Annotated in this window: 17 protein-coding genes and 1 pseudogene; 4 read left to right on the top strand and 14 right to left on the bottom strand. The window is 69.0% G+C overall.

The window, feature by feature from the left end; translation table 11 throughout:
* Positions 1–2: 2 nt before the first annotated feature.
* From ACIBG4_RS37930 to ACIBG4_RS37885, 10 genes and pseudogenes are all read right to left on the bottom strand, one after another.
* Entirely contained in the window at positions 3–1,265 is a 1,263-nt protein-coding gene (locus ACIBG4_RS37930) for an ABC transporter substrate-binding protein (protein WP_397206836.1), read from the bottom strand.
* A gap of 19 nt (positions 1,266–1,284) precedes the next feature.
* A complete protein-coding gene (locus tag ACIBG4_RS37925) occupies positions 1,285–2,889 on the bottom strand; it encodes an FAD-dependent oxidoreductase (RefSeq protein ID WP_397206834.1) in 1,605 nt (534 codons plus the stop codon).
* An 8-nt stretch (positions 2,890–2,897) separates the two neighbouring features.
* Entirely contained in the window at positions 2,898–3,911 is a 1,014-nt protein-coding gene (locus ACIBG4_RS37920; RefSeq protein WP_397206832.1) for a LacI family DNA-binding transcriptional regulator, read from the bottom strand.
* Positions 3,912–4,241: 330 nt separating this feature from the next.
* Complete coding sequence (locus ACIBG4_RS37915) at positions 4,242–6,554, bottom strand: molybdopterin-dependent oxidoreductase (protein WP_397206830.1); 2,313 nt, start codon at positions 6,552–6,554, stop codon at positions 4,242–4,244.
* 420 nt (positions 6,555–6,974) lie between these two features.
* Entirely contained in the window at positions 6,975–7,433 is a 459-nt protein-coding gene (locus ACIBG4_RS37910) for an EF-hand domain-containing protein (RefSeq protein ID WP_397206899.1), read from the bottom strand.
* Positions 7,434–7,451: 18 nt separating this feature from the next.
* Positions 7,452–7,526: pseudogene (locus tag ACIBG4_RS37905) on the bottom strand (hypothetical protein); the annotation flags it as partial.
* 62 nt (positions 7,527–7,588) lie between these two features.
* Positions 7,589–8,767, bottom strand: a complete 1,179-nt coding sequence (locus tag ACIBG4_RS37900) for an erythromycin esterase family protein (RefSeq protein ID WP_397206828.1) — start codon at positions 8,765–8,767, stop codon at positions 7,589–7,591.
* Positions 8,768–8,869: 102 nt separating this feature from the next.
* Positions 8,870–9,253, bottom strand: a complete 384-nt coding sequence (locus tag ACIBG4_RS37895) for a PPOX class F420-dependent oxidoreductase (protein ID WP_310712603.1) — start codon at positions 9,251–9,253, stop codon at positions 8,870–8,872.
* A gap of 11 nt (positions 9,254–9,264) precedes the next feature.
* Positions 9,265–9,417, bottom strand: a complete 153-nt coding sequence (locus ACIBG4_RS37890) for a hypothetical protein (protein WP_397206826.1) — start codon at positions 9,415–9,417, stop codon at positions 9,265–9,267.
* Positions 9,418–9,439: 22 nt separating this feature from the next.
* Entirely contained in the window at positions 9,440–10,033 is a 594-nt protein-coding gene (locus ACIBG4_RS37885; protein WP_397206824.1) for a dihydrofolate reductase family protein, read from the bottom strand.
* Between the two features lie 91 nt (positions 10,034–10,124).
* Between ACIBG4_RS37885 and ACIBG4_RS37880 the strand changes: the two genes are divergently transcribed.
* Positions 10,125–10,577: a winged helix-turn-helix transcriptional regulator gene (locus tag ACIBG4_RS37880; protein WP_397206822.1), complete on the top strand. Its 453-nt coding sequence runs from the start codon at positions 10,125–10,127 to the stop codon at positions 10,575–10,577.
* A 423-nt stretch (positions 10,578–11,000) separates the two neighbouring features.
* Here the strand turns inward: ACIBG4_RS37880 and ACIBG4_RS37875 are convergent, their stop codons facing one another.
* Positions 11,001–11,477, bottom strand: coding sequence for a MarR family winged helix-turn-helix transcriptional regulator (locus tag ACIBG4_RS37875; protein ID WP_397206820.1), 477 nt, complete (start codon positions 11,475–11,477; stop codon positions 11,001–11,003).
* An 82-nt stretch (positions 11,478–11,559) separates the two neighbouring features.
* Between ACIBG4_RS37875 and ACIBG4_RS37870 the strand changes: the two genes are divergently transcribed.
* A complete protein-coding gene (locus ACIBG4_RS37870; RefSeq protein ID WP_397206818.1) occupies positions 11,560–13,008 on the top strand; it encodes an MFS transporter in 1,449 nt (482 codons plus the stop codon).
* Between the two features lie 494 nt (positions 13,009–13,502).
* Here the strand turns inward: ACIBG4_RS37870 and ACIBG4_RS37865 are convergent, their stop codons facing one another.
* From ACIBG4_RS37865 to ACIBG4_RS37855, 3 genes are all read right to left on the bottom strand, one after another.
* Positions 13,503–14,975 carry a multicopper oxidase family protein gene (locus tag ACIBG4_RS37865; protein ID WP_397206816.1) on the bottom strand — a complete coding sequence of 491 codons (1,473 nt, stop codon included), beginning with the start codon at positions 14,973–14,975 and terminating at the stop codon, positions 13,503–13,505.
* 187 nt (positions 14,976–15,162) lie between these two features.
* Positions 15,163–16,347, bottom strand: coding sequence for a cytochrome P450 (locus ACIBG4_RS37860; RefSeq protein ID WP_397206814.1), 1,185 nt, complete (start codon positions 16,345–16,347; stop codon positions 15,163–15,165).
* Between the two features lie 28 nt (positions 16,348–16,375).
* Complete coding sequence (locus ACIBG4_RS37855) at positions 16,376–17,167, bottom strand: alpha/beta fold hydrolase (protein WP_397206812.1); 792 nt, start codon at positions 17,165–17,167, stop codon at positions 16,376–16,378.
* Between the two features lie 88 nt (positions 17,168–17,255).
* Here ACIBG4_RS37855 and ACIBG4_RS37850 point away from each other — a divergent pair, with 88 nt between their 5' ends.
* Complete coding sequence (locus ACIBG4_RS37850; RefSeq protein ID WP_397206810.1) at positions 17,256–17,843, top strand: TetR/AcrR family transcriptional regulator; 588 nt, start codon at positions 17,256–17,258, stop codon at positions 17,841–17,843.
* Between the two features lie 349 nt (positions 17,844–18,192).
* Positions 18,193–18,615, top strand: coding sequence for a serine hydrolase (locus ACIBG4_RS37845; RefSeq protein ID WP_397206808.1), 423 nt, complete (start codon positions 18,193–18,195; stop codon positions 18,613–18,615).
* The last annotated feature ends 48 nt before the right edge of the window (positions 18,616–18,663 follow it).

Genomic DNA, 18,663 nt, shown 5'->3' with positions numbered 1-18,663 from the left:
CCTCATCCGCCCAGCAGCGGCTGGATCTTCGCGCACACGCCGTCCAGCACCGCCTTGACGTCGGCGTCCGGCTTCCACAGCGGGTCGAGTGCGGCCCTGGCGGTCTGAGCGAGCTCGGCCTGTCCCGTGTGGTTGGGCTTGACCACGCCCTTCTGGATGCCGTCGATCACCACTTTCTGGAGCTGGTCGCCGTTCAGCATGGGGCTGGTCTTGGCCATGGTGTCGGCGGTCAGCAGCGAGCCACGCGCGGGCGGGAAGTACGCGGCGAGCTTGGCGGAGTTGGCCGCGTTGGTGAAGTAGGCGAGGAAGTCGGTGGCCTGCTCGGCCCTCGGCGACTTCTTCAGCACACCGATCCCGGCCTGGCCGATGACCGCGTACTCGCCCTTCGGCCCGGCGGGCAGCGGCACCAGGTCCCACGTGAACGTCGCGTCCTTCAGCATGGCGGCGCGGGAGATCTGGGCGACGGCCATCGTGGTGTCGCCGGAGAAGAAGTCGACGGTGGTGCCCGGCCCCGGCATGGACTTGTCGGTGAAGATCGCCTTGTGCATGAAGGTCATGGCTTCGACCATCTCGGGAGCGTTGAACTGGCAGGTGCCGCCGTCCTCGCTCCACGCCTTGGCGCCCCAGCCCTGCCAGACGGTGGCGAGGTTGTCCCAGGCCTTGTAGTCGAAGTTGAGGATGGTCAGGCCGTTCTTGCCCTTCGCCGCCACGGCCTTGTTGATCTCGTTGGCGTGCTCCCAGTCCCACTGGCCGGCCTTGATCAGCTCGCGCGGCGTCTTCTGGCCCGCGGCCTTGACCAGGTCGGTGTTGACGAAGACGCCGAAGGGCGAGGTGGAGAACGGGTAGGCGTACAGCTCGCCGTCGCGCTCCCACAGCCGGGTGGTGGAGGGCACCAGCTCGCCCGCGTTCTCGACCTTGCCCTTGAGCGGGGCGAGGGCGCCGGAGCCGACGAAGTCGGGGGCGGAGTTCTCGAGGATCCATGCCAGGTCGGGGGCGTTGCCGCCGGCGATCTGCGTGGTCAGCGTGGTGGTGTAGTTCTCGAACGGGATCGGGTCGAAGGTGATCTCGCCGACCTGCGGGTGGGACTTGCGGTACTCGGCGGCGATCTCCTTGAACAGCTTCAGGTGGGCCTCGTTGGAGGTCCAGATCGACATGCGCAGCGGCTGCGGGCCCTGCGCGGCCGGCGCGGCGTCGCCGCCGCCGCAGGCGCTGACCGTGAGCAGGGCGGTCAGCGTGAGGGCCGCCAGCTTCCCGGGTGCTTTCATGGGGGTTCTCCTTCTGGCGTCAGTAGCCGGTGACGTCGGGCCAGCGCAGCTCCACGCCGTCGCGGACCAGCCGGTGCTGGTAGTCGGCCAGGAGCCGGCCGTCCGCGTGCACGGCGTGCGGCGTGGTGGCGCGGTCCAGGCAGAAGGCGGCGAGCGCGCCGGCCGCCTCGCCGACGTTCCACTCCACCGGGTGCAGGCGGTAGGCGCCGTTGGTGATGTGGGTGGTGCCGATGTTCTTGCAGGCGGGCAGCAGGTTGGTCATCCGCTGCGGGATCAGCGCCCCGAGAGGGATCTCGAACGGGGAGCAGGCGACGTCGATGTAGTTGTCGCCGCCGGTCGACGGGTGCAGGTCGATGCGGTACATGCCCACGCCCACGGAGTCGTGATAGGAGACAGCGCCCTTGTCGCCGCGTACCGCCACGGACAGGTCCTGCTCGGTGACGGTGGTCAGGGCCCGGACGCGCCGGGACTCGCGGATGTAGGGGGCCTGGGCGAGCCCGTCGGCGCCGCCGGTGACGTCGCCGCGCAGCCGCAGGCCCGGGTAGCCGGTGCCGCCGTCGTGGCGGGGCGCCTCGGTCTGCAGCCAGTACAGCGCCGACATCGACAGCTCACGGGCCGCCGCCAGGTGCCGGTCGGCGTCCGGCACGTCGATGACCGGCCCCTCCAGGTAGTCGATCATCGGCCAGTTGACCAGCGTGATGTCGCTGTCGTACGCGCCGGGCCGGAAGTTGTCGCGGGCGGCGATCCTGCGGAACGTCCACAGGTTGCCGTCGCCCGGGTTGACCCGCTGGTCGGCCTGCACCAGGCGGGGGTCGTCACCCGGGTTCGGGGTGAAGGAACGCTCCATGATCTCCAGCGTCCGCGGGCTCGGGCAGCGCCACGACAGCAGCCGGTCGCCCCAGAAGGGCGGCTGGTAGGCGCGCCAGAAGTCGTACGAGGCGGGCCTGTCGACGGTGTGGTCGCCGTCCACGTGGTCGATCGCGAAGCACACGGACACGGCCTGCATGCTCATCGGCTGCGCCGTCGCCGGGGCGCTCGGCTCGCCGGTGTCGTCCTGCGCCTCGAACCCGGTCACGTACTCGGCCCCGGCCAGCGGCAGCAGCTCGCCGGTCTCGGTGGCGTCCAGCACGTACGGCGCCACCGCGGTGATCTCCTCGCCCCCGTCGCGGTGCGCGAGCCGCACGGCCGTGACGCGGTCGCCGTCCACCTCGGCCCCGACCGGCCGGTACGGCTGGAGCACGCGCAGCCTGCCCGACCCCCGGTAGGGGGCGAGCATGGCCTCGATGACCGCGACCGCGACCCGGGGCTCGTGACACAACTTGCTGACGTGCCCGGCGCCCGGGTTCAGCTCCGGCCACGCCCGCGCCCGCTCGGTCAGCGGGTAGTGGTCGCGGTAGTAGCGCCGGATGCCGTCGCGCAGCGCGCGGTAGCTCGCCGTGACGCCGAACCGCTCCACCCAGGTGTGCTCGTCCGGCGGCACCGCCTGGCTGGTGAGCTGGCCGCCCAGCCAGTCGTACTCCTCGGTGAGCACCACCGATCGCCCGGCCCGCAGCAGGGCCAGCGCGGCGGCCACGCCGCCCAGCCCGCCGCCGACGACGAGCGCGTCTGCCGATATCTCAACCACGTGGGGGATTACCTCTCCTCATGTACGGGTGCCAGCGTCGATCCCTCGACCAGCTCGCACACCAGCAGTTCCTGGGGGATGCCGCCGCGTTCCAGCACCTGGGTGAGCAGCTCGACGGCCCTGCGGCCCATCTCGCGCCGGGGGATGCGGAACCCGGCGAAGTCGATGTCGGTCGAGACGGGCCTGGTGGGCGCGCCCAGCGCGACGATGGACAGGTCGCGCGGCACGTCCAGGCCGCGGGCCTTGGCGGCCTCGGCGATGGCCACGCCGTCGGCCAGCTCCTCGGCGAACACCACGCTCGCGCCACAGTCGAACAGCCCGTCCGCGGCGGTCAGGTGCAGCCCTTCGACACCGGTCGCGGCCACGCCTTCGGTGAAACCACGCAGCCGGTCGGCGTAGGACTCCGGGCCCGACCCCGCTCCGACATAGGCCATCCGCCGGTGCCCGAGCGCCGCGGCCCGCTCGACCAGCGCGCGCACCGCCGGCGGGTAGTCCGCTCCGACGTACGGCACCGGCCCGCCCGCGTCGTCGCGGCGGCCGACCGAGACGAACGGAATGCCCTCCGACAGCAGCCTGGACAGATCGTCGCGGTCGATCGTCCGGCCGAGCAGGACGCAGCCGTCGGCCAGCCGGATCCGGCTCTCCGCGCTGAAGATCCGCCGCCGCTCGCCCTGCTCCGCCTTGGCGCTGGTGAACAGCAGAAGGTCGCAGCCCGCCTCCTCCACGCACTCCTCGATCCCGACGAGGAACGGGTGATAGAAGTCGGCGCTCTCCGCGGGGAAGACGGCCTCGTAGGTGAACACGCCGTAGATGCGGTTGCGCCGTTCGACGAGCCGGCGCGCCGCCGGGTCGGCCACGTACCCGGTCTCCCTGATCACCTGAAGCACCCGATCGCGGGTTTCGGGCGAGATTCGCACCTCGCCCTCGGCCCTTCCGTTGAGCACCAGGGACACCGTCGTCTGGCTCACTCCAGCCATGCGCGCGATGTCCTGCTGCGTCAGCCGCCGCCCCGAAGCAGTCACAGTGCGTATCACCCGCCGTGTCGATAATGCGTATTAGTTCGGTCATTCTGCGACCGGGCATAACGGGACGTCAAGAGATAATCACTGGGTAATTCGTATTAGCAGCGGTGTGGCCCCGTCTGGGCATGACGACGTACAGTGACGCCGAGGGGCGACGGCGCGTCGCGGGCCTTGCCGGCCGCATGACGTGGCGCGGTGGCCGCCCGACAGGGGGCGGCTACCGGATGTGCGGTTCGGCCGGCTGGTCCTGCGAGCCCGCAGCCGGCGAAGCACAGGTAGCCGAGCTTGTTCGCAAAGTCGTGGAAGCCGTCGGGGAACAGCTCCCGTGCGTCACCGTTCGAGGCTGGGTGGTGAGTAGGCGAGCATGTCGGGCACGGGGGCGTCATAGCGCTCGATGTCGACCAGCGCGCTGAGAGCACTCGGTCCTTGTGACAGGCGCGAGCAGGGCCGGTCCGCCGTGAGAACGTTGGGGTTGCTGTGACGATCCAGCGTTCCGCTGGTGCCCGGCTCGACCGGATCCCACCACGCCCCGGTGGACAGTTGGACGACGCCCGGCATGACGTCGTCGGAGAGGATCGCGCCCGCGAGGCAGCTGCCCCGGTCGTTGAAGATGCGCACGATCACGCCGCTCTCGATGCCGCGTGACGCGGCGTCCGACGGATTGATCGTCACGGGCTCACGGCCGCGGATTTTCGAACTGAGGCTGTGGCCGCCGTTGTCGTATTGGCTGTGCAGGCGTGAGGCGGGTTGATTCGAGATCAGGTGCAGCGGGAATCGGCCCGACAGATCGGCGCGAAGCCATTCCACCGGTTCGAACCACTGGGGATGGCCGGCGCAGTCGTCGTAGCCGAACGAGTCGATCTCCTCGGAGAAGATCTCGATTCGGCCCGACGGTGTCAGCAGGGGGTAACGCTGCGGATCTGAGCGGAGGGCCTCGAAACTGCCGGGAAACGGTCCGGTCAGCGCGGGCAGCTCTGCGGTGGTGTTCCTCCAGAAGTCCTCGAAGCCCGGCAAGGCGGCGTCGCCGCCGAGCTTGGCCCTCGTCTGCTCGTAAAGGTGCCGGACCCATTCGATCTCCGAGCGTGCTTCCGTGAACTCCTGCTCGTATCCGAGCCGGGAGGCCAGAGCGGCGAAGATCTGGTGGTCGGTACGCGACTCGCCCGCCGGCTCGCGGACTTTCGGCATCGCGACGAGGTGGGGGTCTGAAAATCCGGCGGCGAAGTCGTCGCGTTCCAAGCTGGTGGCGACGGGCAGGACGATGTCGGCGAACTTGGCGGTGGTGTTCCACCAGGCCTCGTGAACGACCACCGTGTCGGGGGCCTGCCAGGCGCGGGTCAGCCGGTGGAGGTCTTGGTGGTGGTGGAACGGGTTCCCTCCGCACCAGTAGATCAGGCGAAGGTCGGGCAACGTCAGGCGTTGGCCGTCGTAGTCGATGATCTCACCTGGGTGCAGCAGGGTATCGGCGATCCTCGCCACAGGGATGAAGCCGGCAACGGGGTTGGGAACCTCGGGTACCGTCGCCACGAAGGCGCGGTCCGGGGCGACGCCGGTCGCGTCCATCGTCGCGTAACCTGCACCCCAGCCGCAGCCGGCCCGGCCCATCGAGCCCGCCATGGCGGCCAGCACGACGGACATCCAGATCGGCTGTTCGCCGTGGTCCGCCCGTTGCACCGCGTAGTTGACCATGATGAGAGAACGTCGGGTGGTGAGGCGGCGAGCGAGGTCGGTGATCGCGTCGCGACCGATGCCCGTGATCTCCGCCGCCCAGGCGGCGTCCTTCCGGACGCCGTCGAGCTCGCCGACCAGGTAGGAGGCGAAGCGGTCGAACCCGACGCAGCACCGGCGAAGGAAGTCCTCATCGTGCCACCCGTTGACCAGCATCGTGTGGGCGACGCCGAGCATCGCGGCGGTGTCGGTGTTGGGGATGACGGGCAGCCACTCGGCATCGAGGAAGTCGGCGGTGTCGCTGCGGATGGGGCTGATGTTCACGAACCGCACCCCAGCCTCACGACACCGGCGTTGCAGGTTCAGCGTCTGGTGTCTGGCCAGCCCACCAGGGTTGATCTGGCTGTTCTTCAGCGCCAGCCCTCCGAACGCCACCACCAGCTCGCAGCTGTCGGCTATCTCGTCCCACATCGGCATCCGGGACTGGTAGCTCCATGGATGGCCGCCGATCACATGGGGGAGGATGACCTCCAGAGCCGCGGTGCTGTAGGTGTTGCGAGAGTCGGTGTATCCGCCGCCCAGTGCCAGGAACCGGTGCAGTTGACCCTGCGCGTGGTGGAACCTGCCCGCGCTCGCCCAGCCGTAGGATCCGCCGAACACCGCGCTGTCCCCGTGCTGGGAGCGAACGCGACGGAGTTCATCACTCACCAAAGTGATCGCGTGCTCCCAGCTCACCTCCACGAAGGCGTCCCTGCCTCTGGCCGTGTCGTGGGCGCGCGGTTCGCCGTTCAGCCAGCCCTTGCGCACCGCGGGGCGTAGCACGCGAGCGCTGTCGTCGGCGGCCGCCACCATTCCGGGGCCGATGGGCGATGGACCGGGATCATCGTGCCTCGGCTCGATGCGCACCAGCCGGCCGGAGTCGACTACGGCGATGTAACTCCCCCAGTGCGTCGCGACCGACATGCGCTGTTCCACCATGCACCAACTCCGTCTCCGAAGTTTCCGCTGATCGCAGACAGCGGTTGCTTACGTTGCGGTGAGGTGCTGCGAAGAGGCCCGGTCGCTTACGTCGGCGTGATGCGCGAGGGAAGATCATGTTTGGCTGTTGGAGGGCTTGTGAAGTGAGTACCGGGATCCTGGATGCACCCTGTCTCCGGACTATAGGCGTGAAGTCGGCGCTCGAAGAGCGCTCCCACAGCACCGTCTCTCGGCGGATAGCCCCTTCGCGCACAAGGTAGGGGCCGGGGCTCCCGAATGACGTCGAGTTCGGACCACGACCTTGCCGGCGTTCCGCTCCAGGGGGCCGCCCTCACGGGCCGCCCGTCCCTCCCTGCCGAATCGCGGCCCTTTGCTGCGATCGTGAAACGGCCCCCCTGCCGGTGTGACGGGTGCCTGCTGTCACTCGGCGAGCCTGCCGAACAGGTGGTTGGCGGGGGCATCGGGGTCGTCGCCGTAGAAGAACTCCGCGACCGCCTTGTGGAACTCGGCGCGGTCCAACGTGCCCGAGCCGTCCAGGTCCAGCGCGGCGAAGACCGCTGCGCAGTCCTCGCCGGGAACGTCGGCGACCGACGCGAAGATCTGCCGGAACTCCACCTGGTCGATCTTGCCGTCCGCATCGAGATCACTGAGGTCGAGAAAGCAGTCGGTCACCCGCTCGATCTGCTGCGGGTACAGCGCGGGATCGGTCAGGACCCGCCGGAACCCTTCGGTCATCTCCCGCAGATCGACCTTCCCGTCGCCATCCTGATCCATCGGCGCGATCACATTCGACCAGAACGCGTCCATCCCCTCGGTGAGCCGATGGGCGGTTGCGGCGTCCGCCGCGGCGCCACGAGCGGCGATGTAACGCTCGCTCATCAGCCGGACGTCCCGCTGCGTGATGAATCCGTCCCCGTCGACGTCAGCGCCCCGGAACCACTGCCGGTATTTGAGGTCTTGAAGCACAGTCATGGAAACGCAAAGTATCTACTCCATCACTTTAAGTCAACATCGTGTGGCGGTGTCGACGCCTGTCAACCCAGCCGCCCCAGCCTGACAGCCTGCTTGAGGAAGACGACGCCGTCGATCAGGTCGAGCTGGGCAGGGTCCAGCGGGAAATAGGCGAAATCGCGGGAGACGCGGGGGACGGCCGGCGTCGTGATGGCCTCGGACAGGCGGCGGGCGTCGACGAGAGAGTGGTCCCACGGGAGCGTGGACAGGATGCCCTCGACGGTGTCCGGGGGCGGGATGTCGTCGCCGGCCGTGCCGAAGGCGGAGGCCAGGAAGACGTACCGGTCGCCCAGGTGCGCCCCGGTGATCGCCCCCGCGCTCCACCACTCCAGAGCCTGGTCGCCGAAGGACATGAGGCTCTTGTTCCGCTGCAGGTGGAGGTTGGCGGAGAAGACCAGGGCCGGGCCGTGCTCGGCGACGGCACGCAGGTTGGCGGCCATCATCGCGTCCCGCAGGGCCGACAGCCGGGTCCACCGCTCCGGGGACGCGTCCGCCATCCAGTAGTGGTAGCGGAGCAGGCCGGTGGCGGTGCGCCCGTACAGTGCCGCCCGCTCCCTGTGCTCCGCGCTCAGCTGCGGCGCCTGTGTGTCGAGCAGCGCCACCAGGTCGTCGGCGATCACCCGTAGCCGCTGGGCGTCGGCGGACTGGCCGATCGACTGGGACGGATCCATGGCCGTGGCCTCGTTCTCCCACCGGTCGTCCGGGCCCAGCAGCGTGTCGAGCGTTTCCCGGGTCACCACAGTGTGGGGGAGCGGGCCGTCGAGGAGGGCGTAGAGGGCGGTGAGCGCCTGGCGCGGACTCGCCGCCCAGTACTCCAGAGGGCCGTCGAACCCGAAGAACCGGAGCTTTTCATCATGCTCCTCGTTGTACGCGCGCATCCAGCGTACGAGGTCGCGATTGGCCGGCGAGGCGCCGAAGCCGTGGCTGAAGCCGCGTTCCATGACGTCGTCGAGCGTGCCGGCGCCCGTCGTGACGTAGTCGTCCACCACGAGACCCATGAGGCAGTCGCTCTCGATCGCGAACGACCGGTAGCCCTCGTGCTCGACCAGATGCCGGAAGAGGTCGTTGCGCAGCTCGCCCAGCTCGTCCACGAAGTGCCTGGCCTCGCCCAGGCCGAGCAGCAAGGGCTTGGCGGGCAGCGACCGGAGGAACGCCGAGACGCCCGCGCCGTCGAGTGGAAGGGCCGTGTCCTTGATATCCATGCCTTCAACGGTATCGTTGAACCTTCGGTGGAGACTTTTCGCGGAAAACGCTGCTCGTATAGCGATGGACCTTCAATCGGCGACGCGTCCATACTGAGCTGCTCAGCCGACACCGACGGTCTGCCGCTCGGGCTCGATCACGACCACGATGCGCTCTTGTCCTCGGGGGTAGGGCGTACCGGTGTACTTCGTGGCCAGCCGGTCGATGATTTCCCAGGCCGCGTCGCCCTCGATCCATTCGACGGCCTTACCGCGGACGACAACGGGCTCGAAGGGGTTGTCGACGGGCGCGATGGACAGCGCCATCCGGGGGTCGCGGCGCAGGTTGCGCGCTTTGCGCATGCCCGGGCCGGTGAAGAAGACGATCCGGTCGCCGTGGGTGCCGACGTAGACGGGAGTGGTGTGCGGCGAGCCGTCCGGGAGGACGGTGGCGAGGTGCGCGATCGAAGCGCCATCGAGCACGCGGCGCACGTCGGGGTCAAGCATGGTGTGCTCCTTCAGTGGGGATTCTCGGCGCGCCACGCGACGTGGTCGGCGACCGCCTTGGCGATGTCGAAGGCCGGCGCGAAGCCGGTGTCGTGGGTGAGCCGGGTGATGTCGGGGGATTCCACGGCGACCAGGCCGGCACGGGAGGTGTGGGCGCCGATCACGCCCAGCCCTCCGGTACGAGGATCATCGGGCCACCTCGTAGCGGAGGTGGGTGACGCCAGGGGCCGGGACGGCCTCCAGCAGGCGAAGGTGCACGTGCTTCGGGAGTTCCCGGAAGAAGCTGCGACCGCCGCCCAGCAGGACGGGCACCTGGTGCAGGATCACCTCGTCGACGAGGTCCGCCGCCAGCGCGGAGGCCAGCACGCCGCCGCCCATCAGGCCGACGTCCTTGCCCCCGGCGGCCTCGCGTGCCGCCGCGATCGCGTCCTCGATGCCGGTGGTGACGAGCGTCTGCGTCTTGCTGATCTGGGGCGCGGGCCGGTGGCTGAGGACGAACAGCGGGGCCCTCGGGTGCGGGCTGCCGCCGCCGAAATGGTCGGAGTCCTCGTAGGTGTTGCGTCCTGCCACGACCGCGCCCACGCGTCCGGCGTGGGTGTCGAAGACCCGGGCACTGGGCGCGCTGAGCGTGAACCCGTCGAACACCTGACTGGGCGTGTCGCCGGCGAAGTACCAGTCGAACAGCATCGGCGCGTCGCCGAGCCCGCGCCCGGCGCCCGGGTCGCGCCCGGTGATGTATCCGTCGACCGACACCGCGTGCGCGCTGAAGACCTTGCTCATCGTGGCGACTCCTTTTTGGGTTCCTTCAAGAGACTCCATCACCGTAACACCCAAAGTTCCTTGAGGGAACCCCGCTTGCTAGACTGATCCCATGCAACGCACGAAGTTCGGGGAGATGGCCTGCTCCATCGCGCGCACCCTCGACGTGATCGGGGAGCCCTGGTCGCCGCTGATCCTGCGTGATGTGTGGGTGGGGGTGAGCCGGTTCGACGAGCTCCAGGCCGACCTCGGGATCTCCCGCAAGGTGCTGACCGAGCGGCTCAACCACCTCGTCGAGCAGGGCGTGCTCGAACGCCGTCCCTACGACAATCGGCCGCGCCACGAATACCACCTGACGGCCAAGGGTGCCGAGCTGGTCGACCTGCTCATGGTCATGACCCGCTGGGGAGACCGGTGGCTGTCAGGCGAGGCCGGCCCGCCGGTGCTCTACCGCCATCATGCGTGCGGGGAGATCAGCCATGTCGACCTGCGCTGCGCCCACTGCGGTGAGCCGATGCACGCCGGCGACGTCGATCCGCTGCCGGGCCCGGGCGCGGCCCTCTGACCGAGGCGGGTCCGGCCGGCTGGCCACCCGCCTTCAGCCCGCTCCAGCGCACCGAGATCAAGGCACTGGCCTGCTGGCTTCCGGCCGAAGCCGGCGCGCCGCTGTCGCGCTGGAGCTGCCCCGAGCTGGCGCGCAAGGCCATCGCCCGCGGCCTGGCAGCGGCGATCTCTGCCTCCACGGTGCGCCGCTGCCGCTGCCGCCCCACCCTGCCCCCGGGCAGAGCACGGATGATGCGCGTCAACCACGACTGCGACCCTCGAGGACCTGCCGGCCCGGATCGAGCGACACGAACGGAAGGTGTCGAACCTCCAGCAGCCCGCCGACTGCGACCATCAGCCTGCCGCACCCAACCCCGCCGCATGACCCCCGAAGGATTCACGAAGTCGACCGCTAAGCCTCGTGCCACCCTCGCGGAACGGGCCCCTACCGTGAGTCAGAGGTTCTGATCTTCATTGTCTCGTCGTAGACGACCTCGTTCGCGCGGTTCGTGAAGTCGAGCAGCAGCGCGAGCTCCGTATCGTCATATTTATCGATCAGTGCCATGTACGCCCCGCTGAAGCGCTCCATGATCTCACGGAGGCCAGCGTAGGCGCCATCACGATCGAGTTCGATGATGACCTGCCGCCGATCGGCCGTGTCGCGACGACGGCGGACGAATCCGGACTTCTCCAGCCGGTCGATGACCGCGGTGACGGCTCCCCCTTTGGAGAGGCCCATCCACTGGGCGAGCTCGCCGGCTGTCATCGGTCCCTCCTTGTCCAGGAGCGCGAGGCAGTTGACGTCGGTGATGTTGAGTCCGGCTTGGGCGGCCACCGCGGAGTGGAAGAAGACTGCCCGGTTGGCCGCGATGCGGTTCGCGTCGTAGAGAGCCGCTATGGCCTGAGCCCGCTGAGTCGACATGATATTCTCTCCAAAATAGAGATATTCGAATACAGTGAAGCTCGTATTTCGTGCCGATGCTCAGCGTATCCGAAGGAGAACCATGGCGTCACCTGCACAGCCACGCGCCGCACAGAAGCATCCATGGCTCGTCCTGAGCGTGGTGCTCACCGCCGCGTTCATGGATCTGGTCGACGGGACCATCGTGAGCATCGTGCTCCCTCATATCCAGTCCGACCTTGAGGCCGGATTCGCGGCAGCGCAGTGGGTACTGGCCGGCTACGCTCTCACGTTCGCGCTGATGCTCATCCCGGGCGGACGGCTGGGCGACGTCTACGGACGCAAACGGGTCTTCCTCATCGGTGTGGCAGGCTTCACCCTCGCCTCCGTCGTTTGTGGCGCGGCCACCGGGCCAGACCTGCTCGTGGGCGGCCGGCTCGTCCAGGGCCTCATGGCCGCGCTCATGGTGCCGCAGGTCATATCGATCATCATGGTCATGTTCATGCCCCAGCGCAGGGCGAAGGCGTTCGCCGTGTACGGCATCGTGCTCAGCCTGGCCAACGTCAGCGGCCCGCTGCTGGGCGCCCTGCTGGCCGAATACGATGTCTTCGGACTTCAGTGGCGAGCGATCTTCCTTGTCAACGTCCCGGTCGGCCTCCTCGCGTTCGCCGGAGCCGCCCGCTACATGCCCGAGTCGCGCTCCGAACAGGCGCTCAAGATGGACGTGCCGGGCACCGTTCTGATCGCGCTGGCCTCGTTCGCGCTCATGCTCCCGCTCATCCAGGGTCGCGAGTCCGGCTGGCCGCTGTGGATGATCCTCCTGATGATCGCGACCCTGCCCCTACTGGGCCTGTTCGCCTTCGCTCAACGCCGCAGCGCATCCCCGCTCGTCCCGCCGGGCTTGTTCAAGGAACGGTCGTTCGTGGTCGGGCTGATCATGCTGCTCACCCTTTTCACCGGACTGGCGTCGTTCTTCCTGGTGCTCAACTACGCACTCCAGCTCGGCCTCGGCTGGTCGCTGCTCGCCACCGCGCTGACCGGGATCGGCTGGCCGGTCGGCATCCTGGCCACCTCGGGACTCGCGCAACGGTACGCCACGACCCACGGCAGGCTTCTGATCAGGACCGGGTTGCTCATCATGACGGTGGCAGTAGTCGCGCTGATCGTGCTCCTGGAGGCGTACGCGACCGACATCTCCTACTGGGTGATCGCGCCACCGGTGCTCGTCATGGGGCTCGGCTTCGGCCTGTGCGTGTCCATCCTGACCAACGTGATCCTCACTGGCGTGCCCGCCGACAGCGCCGGCGCGGGCTCCGGTGTGCTCAACGCCGTGCTCCAGCTCGGCACGGCCGCCGGCATCGCCATAGTCGGCGTCATCTTCGTCAGCCTCGCCAACGGGCAGGACACCACAAGCCTCTATTTCGCCGGTTCCACAACCCTCTGGTACAACGCGGCGGTCTTCCTGGTGGCACTCCTGCTCGCCATGGCACTTCCGCCGGCCCCGCGACACACTGAGATGCGGGAGTCGGCTCGTCAGGTCCCCATCCCGTGAACCCGAGCTCGGCCGGCCCCCGTACGAACGGGGCCAGCGCGGTGGCGCCCTTGTCGGCGCGGCCGGTGGTGAGCGCCGCGAGGCTTGCCGTGTTCGGGGGTCCGGTAGCCGAACCAGGCGACGACCGCGGACCGGTCACCGAAGACCTCGACGGCACGCCCGCCGTCACGAATGTCGAAGGACAGGAACCGGCGCGCGGCATCGCGGCCCATCAACGATCACCGTGCCCGGCGGCCATGCGCTCGGCGGCCTGGATGTCGTACCGGCTGGCGGTTCACCGTGCGGCCGGGGTCGACCGCCGCTGAAGCAGTGCCGCCGGGCGCGTGGCTGGTCGTGGCCTGGTGCGCAGGCCTGCTGTTCACGTCCCTGATTCGGATCAGGCTTCCCGGGGAGGGCGCGCCCTCGGTCGTTCTCGGAGCGTTGCTGTACCGGTGGGATGGTCTGGCCTACCTGGTGGTGGAAGACCCGTCCGACACGGCCCTTGCCGCCGGATCTCAATGGGCCCCATGGGAGTCCTTCAGGTTCAGCCGGGTGTTCACGTGGGACTCCTGGCCCGGTTCGACGATCACGAACTGGCCCATCATGCCTTTGTCTTCGTGGACGAGCATGTGGCAGTGGTACATGTAGGGAGCTTTCGGGTCGGTGTGGTCGCCGAACTCCACCAGCAGCCGTACGTGGCCTTCCGGCGGCACGTACACCGTGTCCTTGCGGCCCGCCTCGTAGGCGGCGGGTGGTCTCCCGTTGACGTCGAGGATCCGGAAGCTGACCTCGTGGATGTGGAAGGAATGGTTGGTGCTCGGATTGGTGAGCTCCCAGATCTCGACGGCCCCGGCCGGTACCACTACGTCGATGCGGGCGAGGTCCATCCCCTTGCCGTTGATGGAGGTGCTGCTGAAGCGGAAGGTCCGCGTTCTGGTGTTCGGAGGGACGAGCGGGGCCGGGACGTCGGCGAGCCGGGCGGGCACGGCCACCGATTCGGCGAGCGGGCCCGGCGCGGTGAACTTCATCAGGTCGAAGACGTCGGCGCCGCCGGTGAACCGGTCGAGTGCGGTGCCGCCGCCCAGCTCCGCGGTGAAGCTGCGGAGCACGACCTGGTCGCCGGGGCGGAAGTCCACCACGATCTCGGCGCGTTCCCCGGAGGCGAGCAGCGCCCTTCTCAGCCGTACGGGCTCGCCGACCAGGCCGCTGTCCGTGGCGACCAGCGCGAACTCGCGGTCGTCGGCGAAGCCGATGTGGTAGACCCGGCCGACCGAGGCGTTGAGCAGCCGCAGCCGCACGCGCGTGGTGGTGACCGTGAACGCCGGTCCGAGCGTGCCGTTGACCAGGACATCCTTGCCGAGGAAGCCCATCAGGTCCATGCCCGGCAGCATGGACATGCCGAAGTTGCTCAGGGTGAGCGAGCCGTCGCCGTCGAAGGTGGCGTCCTGGATGATGAGCGGGATGTCGTCGACGCCGTACTCGTGGGGCAGCTTCGCCGTGTGCTCATCGTCGATGAGGAACAGCCCGGCAAGCCCTTGGTAGACGTGCCGGGCGGTGGTGCCGTGCAGGTGCGGGTGGTACCAGAGGGTGGCCGCCGGTTGGTCGATCTTCCAGGTCGGTTTCCACGTCGCGCCCGGAGCGATCATCTGGTGGGGGCCGCCGTCCATGACGGCGGGCAGGCGCATGCCGTGCCAGTGCACCGACGTGGCCTCGGGCAGGGTGTTGAGCACCCGCGCAGCCACGGTCTCACCCCGCCGTACGCGCAGCGTCGGCCCCAGATGGGGACCGTTGACGCCCCACGTCCCGGTCTTCACACCCGGGCGCAGCACGCTGACGCCCGCCTGGAGCTTCAGGTCGAACGAGCCGCCCTCCAGCAGCGGCGGGATGCGCAAGGGCCGGTCGAACGCCAGCTCACCCACGTTGCCCGCGGTGGAGGACAGCAAGGCCCACCCGAACGCGCCGCCACCGGCGGCTACCAGGGTCGACACACCGACCAGCCCAGCCTTCAAGAAAGTGCGCCGCTGCATCCACCGATCCTCTGTCCATGCCCGTGCAAGACGACGGGCTGAGCCTTCCAGCCAGGCGGCGCGATGGAATCCGGCATATTCCCTATGCGGCTCCTTGGGTAGCGCGTCGACACGGTCTTCTCTCGGGCAGGGCGTGCTGCTTTGTTGGTCACCATGTGACGGGCAGCGCGTTCAAGCCCGATCCGCGCGTGGTGGTCAGGTCGCCGGCGGGTGCGGCGAGGCTGAGGGAGGGAATGCGGGTGAACAAGGCGCGGAAGGCGATCTCCAGCTCGGCGCGGGCCAGGTTCTGGCCGAGGCACTGGTGGATGCCGTGGCTGAAGGTCAGGTGCTGGCCGGCGGGCCGGTGTACGTCCAGCTCCAAGGGGCGTTCGAGCAGCGTCTCGTCGCGGTTGGCGACGGAGGTGACGATCAGCACGCCGTCGCCCGCGCGGATGAGATGCCCGCCGACCTCGACGTCCTCCAGCGCCACCCGCGGCAGCGCCCCCTCGCTGGAGACGTATCGCAGTAATTCCTCCACCACAGCCGGGAGCGCGGCCTCACCGCTGCGTACGGCGGCGAGCTGGACGGGATGTTCGAGCAGCGCGAGAGTGCCCATCGAGATCAGGCCGGCGGTGGTGGCATGCCCGGCGATCAGCAGGACGAGAGCCAGCCCGACGACCTCGTCGCGGCCGATCGTGCCCAGTGGCACCTGGTGGGCGAGGAGTTCGTCGATCAGTCCGTCGCCCGGCTCCGACTGCTTGGCGCGTACCAGGTCGTCGAGGTAACGGCCGAGTTCCGCCATCGCCTGGGCGCCCCGCTCGGGGTCGTGCCGGAGCCTGGCCTGGGCTTCGAAGAACGCGTGGTCCTCGTAGGGGACGCCGAGGAGTTCGCAGATGGCCAGGGAGGGCACCGGCAGCGCGAAATCGGCGACCAGGTCGGCGGGCGGCCCGGCGGCGAGCAGGGCGTCGAGCCGCTCGTTGACGAGCTGTTCGAGGCGGGGCCGCAGCGCCGTGATGCGTTTGACCGTGAAGGCGGGGATCAGGGCTCTGCGTTGTCGCTGGTGTTCACGGCCTTCGACGCCGAGCAGCATCGGCCGGGCGTGCGGGCCGGCTGTCGCCGGGATCGGCAGGGGCGAGCCGGGATGCGAGCGGTCGGCGGTTAGCCGCGGGTCGGCCAGCAGGGCGCGGCCCTCGGCGTAACCGGTCACCGCCCACCCCTGGCGCCCGCCGGGCAGGCGCACCTTCGCCACGGCACCGCCGTTCCAGCGGGACGGCTGGTAACCGTCCGCCGGGCGGTACGGGCAGGATCTGACCGTCGGCAGCTCGGGCAGGGCCTCGGTGGTTTCCTGCGTCATGGTCGACCTCCAGTCGAATGAGAAGCTGTCAGCGCAGGGTGTCGCGAAGTGCTTGGGCGAAGGGTTTGGGATCGTTGATGAAGGCGATGTGGTTGCCCGGGAACTCGACGTACGGGCAGCCGGTGCGTTCGGCGACGATGGGCGCGGTACGGGCGTAGAACGCGCCGGTGCTGGCGCTTCCGGCCGCGCTGACCATCGCCACCCCGTTGGCGCGGATCCGGTCGAGGTCCGGTACGTAGTACGTGATGGGCAGGAACTCCCGCGACAGGAAGAACTGGCTGTTGGGGGTGATGTTCTCCGCCGAGATACGGGCGATCGTGGACTCGTCGAAGCCGACGAAGGAGGAGTGGAACACCTTCATGGCCGCGACCTCGCCCTCTTTGCGGAAGGTGTCGTGGGCGCCGTCCATGTACGTCTGCCAGAAACGGCCGTCGGGCAGGATCGACATGACCGGCGCCTCATGGGCGACCAGTTTGATGATGGCCGCCGGATGGTGGGCGGCCATTTCGAGGCCGATGGAGGCGCCGCAGCTGTTGCCGAAGACGTAGGCCCGCTCGTGGCCCATGGCGTGGATCACGGCGACGGCGTCGCGGGCCTGCTGGGCCATGTCCATGTCCCGGGTGAGGTCGCCGGTGCTGCGGGAGTTGCACCGCCGGTCGTAGCTGACCACCGTGTACTCCTCGGCGAGCAGGGCGGCCAGGGCCCGGTGGCGGGCGGCGTCGCCGCCACCGCCGGAGATCAGCAGCAGCAGCGGGCCGCTGCCCTGGTGGTCGTAGAAGATCTGCGCGCCCTCGCTGTGCACGCTGGCTGTGGTGACCACGAACTCTCCTTAAGATGCGGGGCGTATCTTACTTCGCCTCGCACGCTAACACATGTAAGATGCGAAGCGCATCTTAAGGAGGGATCCGATGACGGCCACACGGCGCCGCGGAGAGCAACTGGAGCACGCCATCCTCGACGCGACCTGGCAGATCCTGGAGGAGGTCGGCTACGCCAGGCTGACGTTCGAAGCGGTCGCCGCCCTGGCCGGCACCAGCCGCCCGGTGCTCAGCCGCCGATGGCCCACCCGGGTCGAGCTCGCGCTCGCGGCCATGGAACGCGCCGCCCCGCCCGGCATTGAGGTCCCTGACACCGGCAGCCTGCGCTCGGACCTGATCGAGCTGCTGCGGCAGACGGTGAAGGGGCTGGGCAGCGTACGCGGTGAGGTGCTGGCCGGACTGGCCGCCGAAGCGGCGCGGGACCCGGACGGCGCCGCCGCCCTGCACGTCTGGATCGCCCGCTCCACCCGCGGGGACGCGGCGGCGACCGTCCTGGCCAGAGCGGCGGACCGGCACGAGATTCGCGCGGTGAACCTTCCACCACGGGTGCTCCAGTTGCCCTTCGACCTGGTCCGCAACGAGGTGGTGCTCCGCGGCCGCCCGCCAGGCGACGACGCGATTGCCTCCATCGTCGACGACATCCTCCTTCCCCTCATCCGCCAGCTCACCACCGCCTGACATCGCGCCGAGAAATCCCGTACCGCGCTCAACGTCGAAAGCCTCAAATCCGCAGTCAGGTTGGAATCGCAACCAGACCATCGCGGAGGGCGAAATCCCAGATCAGCAGCTGTGACAGGATTCTCGCCACCGACAGGAGCTCAGGTGGCCCGACTGATCCGCTGGGGGATCGCTGTGAGAAGCAGCGGATCCTTTGTCTGGTCATCCAGCCGCTCGGACTGACCCACACCCGCGTGCGCCCCGCCCAGGACACGGATACCCCGATCCGCATCCGCGAGGGTACTCCAACCTGTTCCTCCAGGACGGCGTCGACCCGGCGACGGTCACTCCTGCGAACTGGGAATCGCTGATGGAGAAGCCAGGTCTCCCGCCCCTGGACGTCACCGAGTTCAACTCCTCCCTGGCCTGGTCGGCCGGCAACATCGTCTCCACCACCGGCGACATGATCCGCTTCGTCGACGCGCTGGCCGGTGGCAGACTGCTGCCGCCCGGCCAGCACCGGCAGATGTGGACCACGGTCTGCACCGAGGGCGGTCACTGGGTGCCGCACGCCCGATACGGCCTCGGCCTGTTCGAGTTCGACAAGCAGGCGACGGGCGGCCGGACGCTGTGCGGCGTCGGCGGCAGCCTCTGGGGAACCTGGTTCCTCGCGGTCGGCACCCCTGACGGCGGGCACACCATCGCCGTCCACACGAACACCGAAGGGAAGAGCTGGGACCTCACGTTCAAACTCATCGACGCGGAGTTCGGCACCTCCATCGCCGCCGCGTAAGAGGCGGCCCGCCACCGGCTCGGCACGCGGCAGCCCACCGAAGATCGC

The organism is Nonomuraea sp. NPDC050383 (assembly GCF_044459125.1).
Taxonomy (GTDB): Bacteria; Actinomycetota; Actinomycetes; order Streptosporangiales; family Streptosporangiaceae; genus Nonomuraea.
Note: the sequence above shows the minus strand (reverse complement) of the source record. Positions and strands in the feature narration are given on the sequence as shown.

Coding starts and splice junctions, on each gene's coding strand:
- ACIBG4_RS37860 (WP_397206814.1), bottom strand. CDS start 16,347: ATGACGCAGGAAACCACCGAGGCCCTGCCCGAGCTGCCGACGGTCAGA.
- ACIBG4_RS37870 (WP_397206818.1), top strand. CDS start 11,560: ATGGCGTCACCTGCACAGCCACGCGCCGCACAGAAGCATCCATGGCTC.
- ACIBG4_RS37845 (WP_397206808.1), top strand. CDS start 18,193: ATGGAGAAGCCAGGTCTCCCGCCCCTGGACGTCACCGAGTTCAACTCC.
- ACIBG4_RS37850 (WP_397206810.1), top strand. CDS start 17,256: ATGACGGCCACACGGCGCCGCGGAGAGCAACTGGAGCACGCCATCCTC.
- ACIBG4_RS37875 (WP_397206820.1), bottom strand. CDS start 11,477: ATGTCGACTCAGCGGGCTCAGGCCATAGCGGCTCTCTACGACGCGAAC.
- ACIBG4_RS37930 (WP_397206836.1), bottom strand. CDS start 1,265: ATGAAAGCACCCGGGAAGCTGGCGGCCCTCACGCTGACCGCCCTGCTC.
- ACIBG4_RS37910 (WP_397206899.1), bottom strand. CDS start 7,433: ATGAGCGAGCGTTACATCGCCGCTCGTGGCGCCGCGGCGGACGCCGCA.
- ACIBG4_RS37885 (WP_397206824.1), bottom strand. CDS start 10,033: ATGAGCAAGGTCTTCAGCGCGCACGCGGTGTCGGTCGACGGATACATC.
- ACIBG4_RS37880 (WP_397206822.1), top strand. CDS start 10,125: ATGCAACGCACGAAGTTCGGGGAGATGGCCTGCTCCATCGCGCGCACC.
- ACIBG4_RS37915 (WP_397206830.1), bottom strand. CDS start 6,554: ATGGTGGAACAGCGCATGTCGGTCGCGACGCACTGGGGGAGTTACATC.
- ACIBG4_RS37895 (WP_310712603.1), bottom strand. CDS start 9,253: ATGCTTGACCCCGACGTGCGCCGCGTGCTCGATGGCGCTTCGATCGCG.
- ACIBG4_RS37900 (WP_397206828.1), bottom strand. CDS start 8,767: ATGGATATCAAGGACACGGCCCTTCCACTCGACGGCGCGGGCGTCTCG.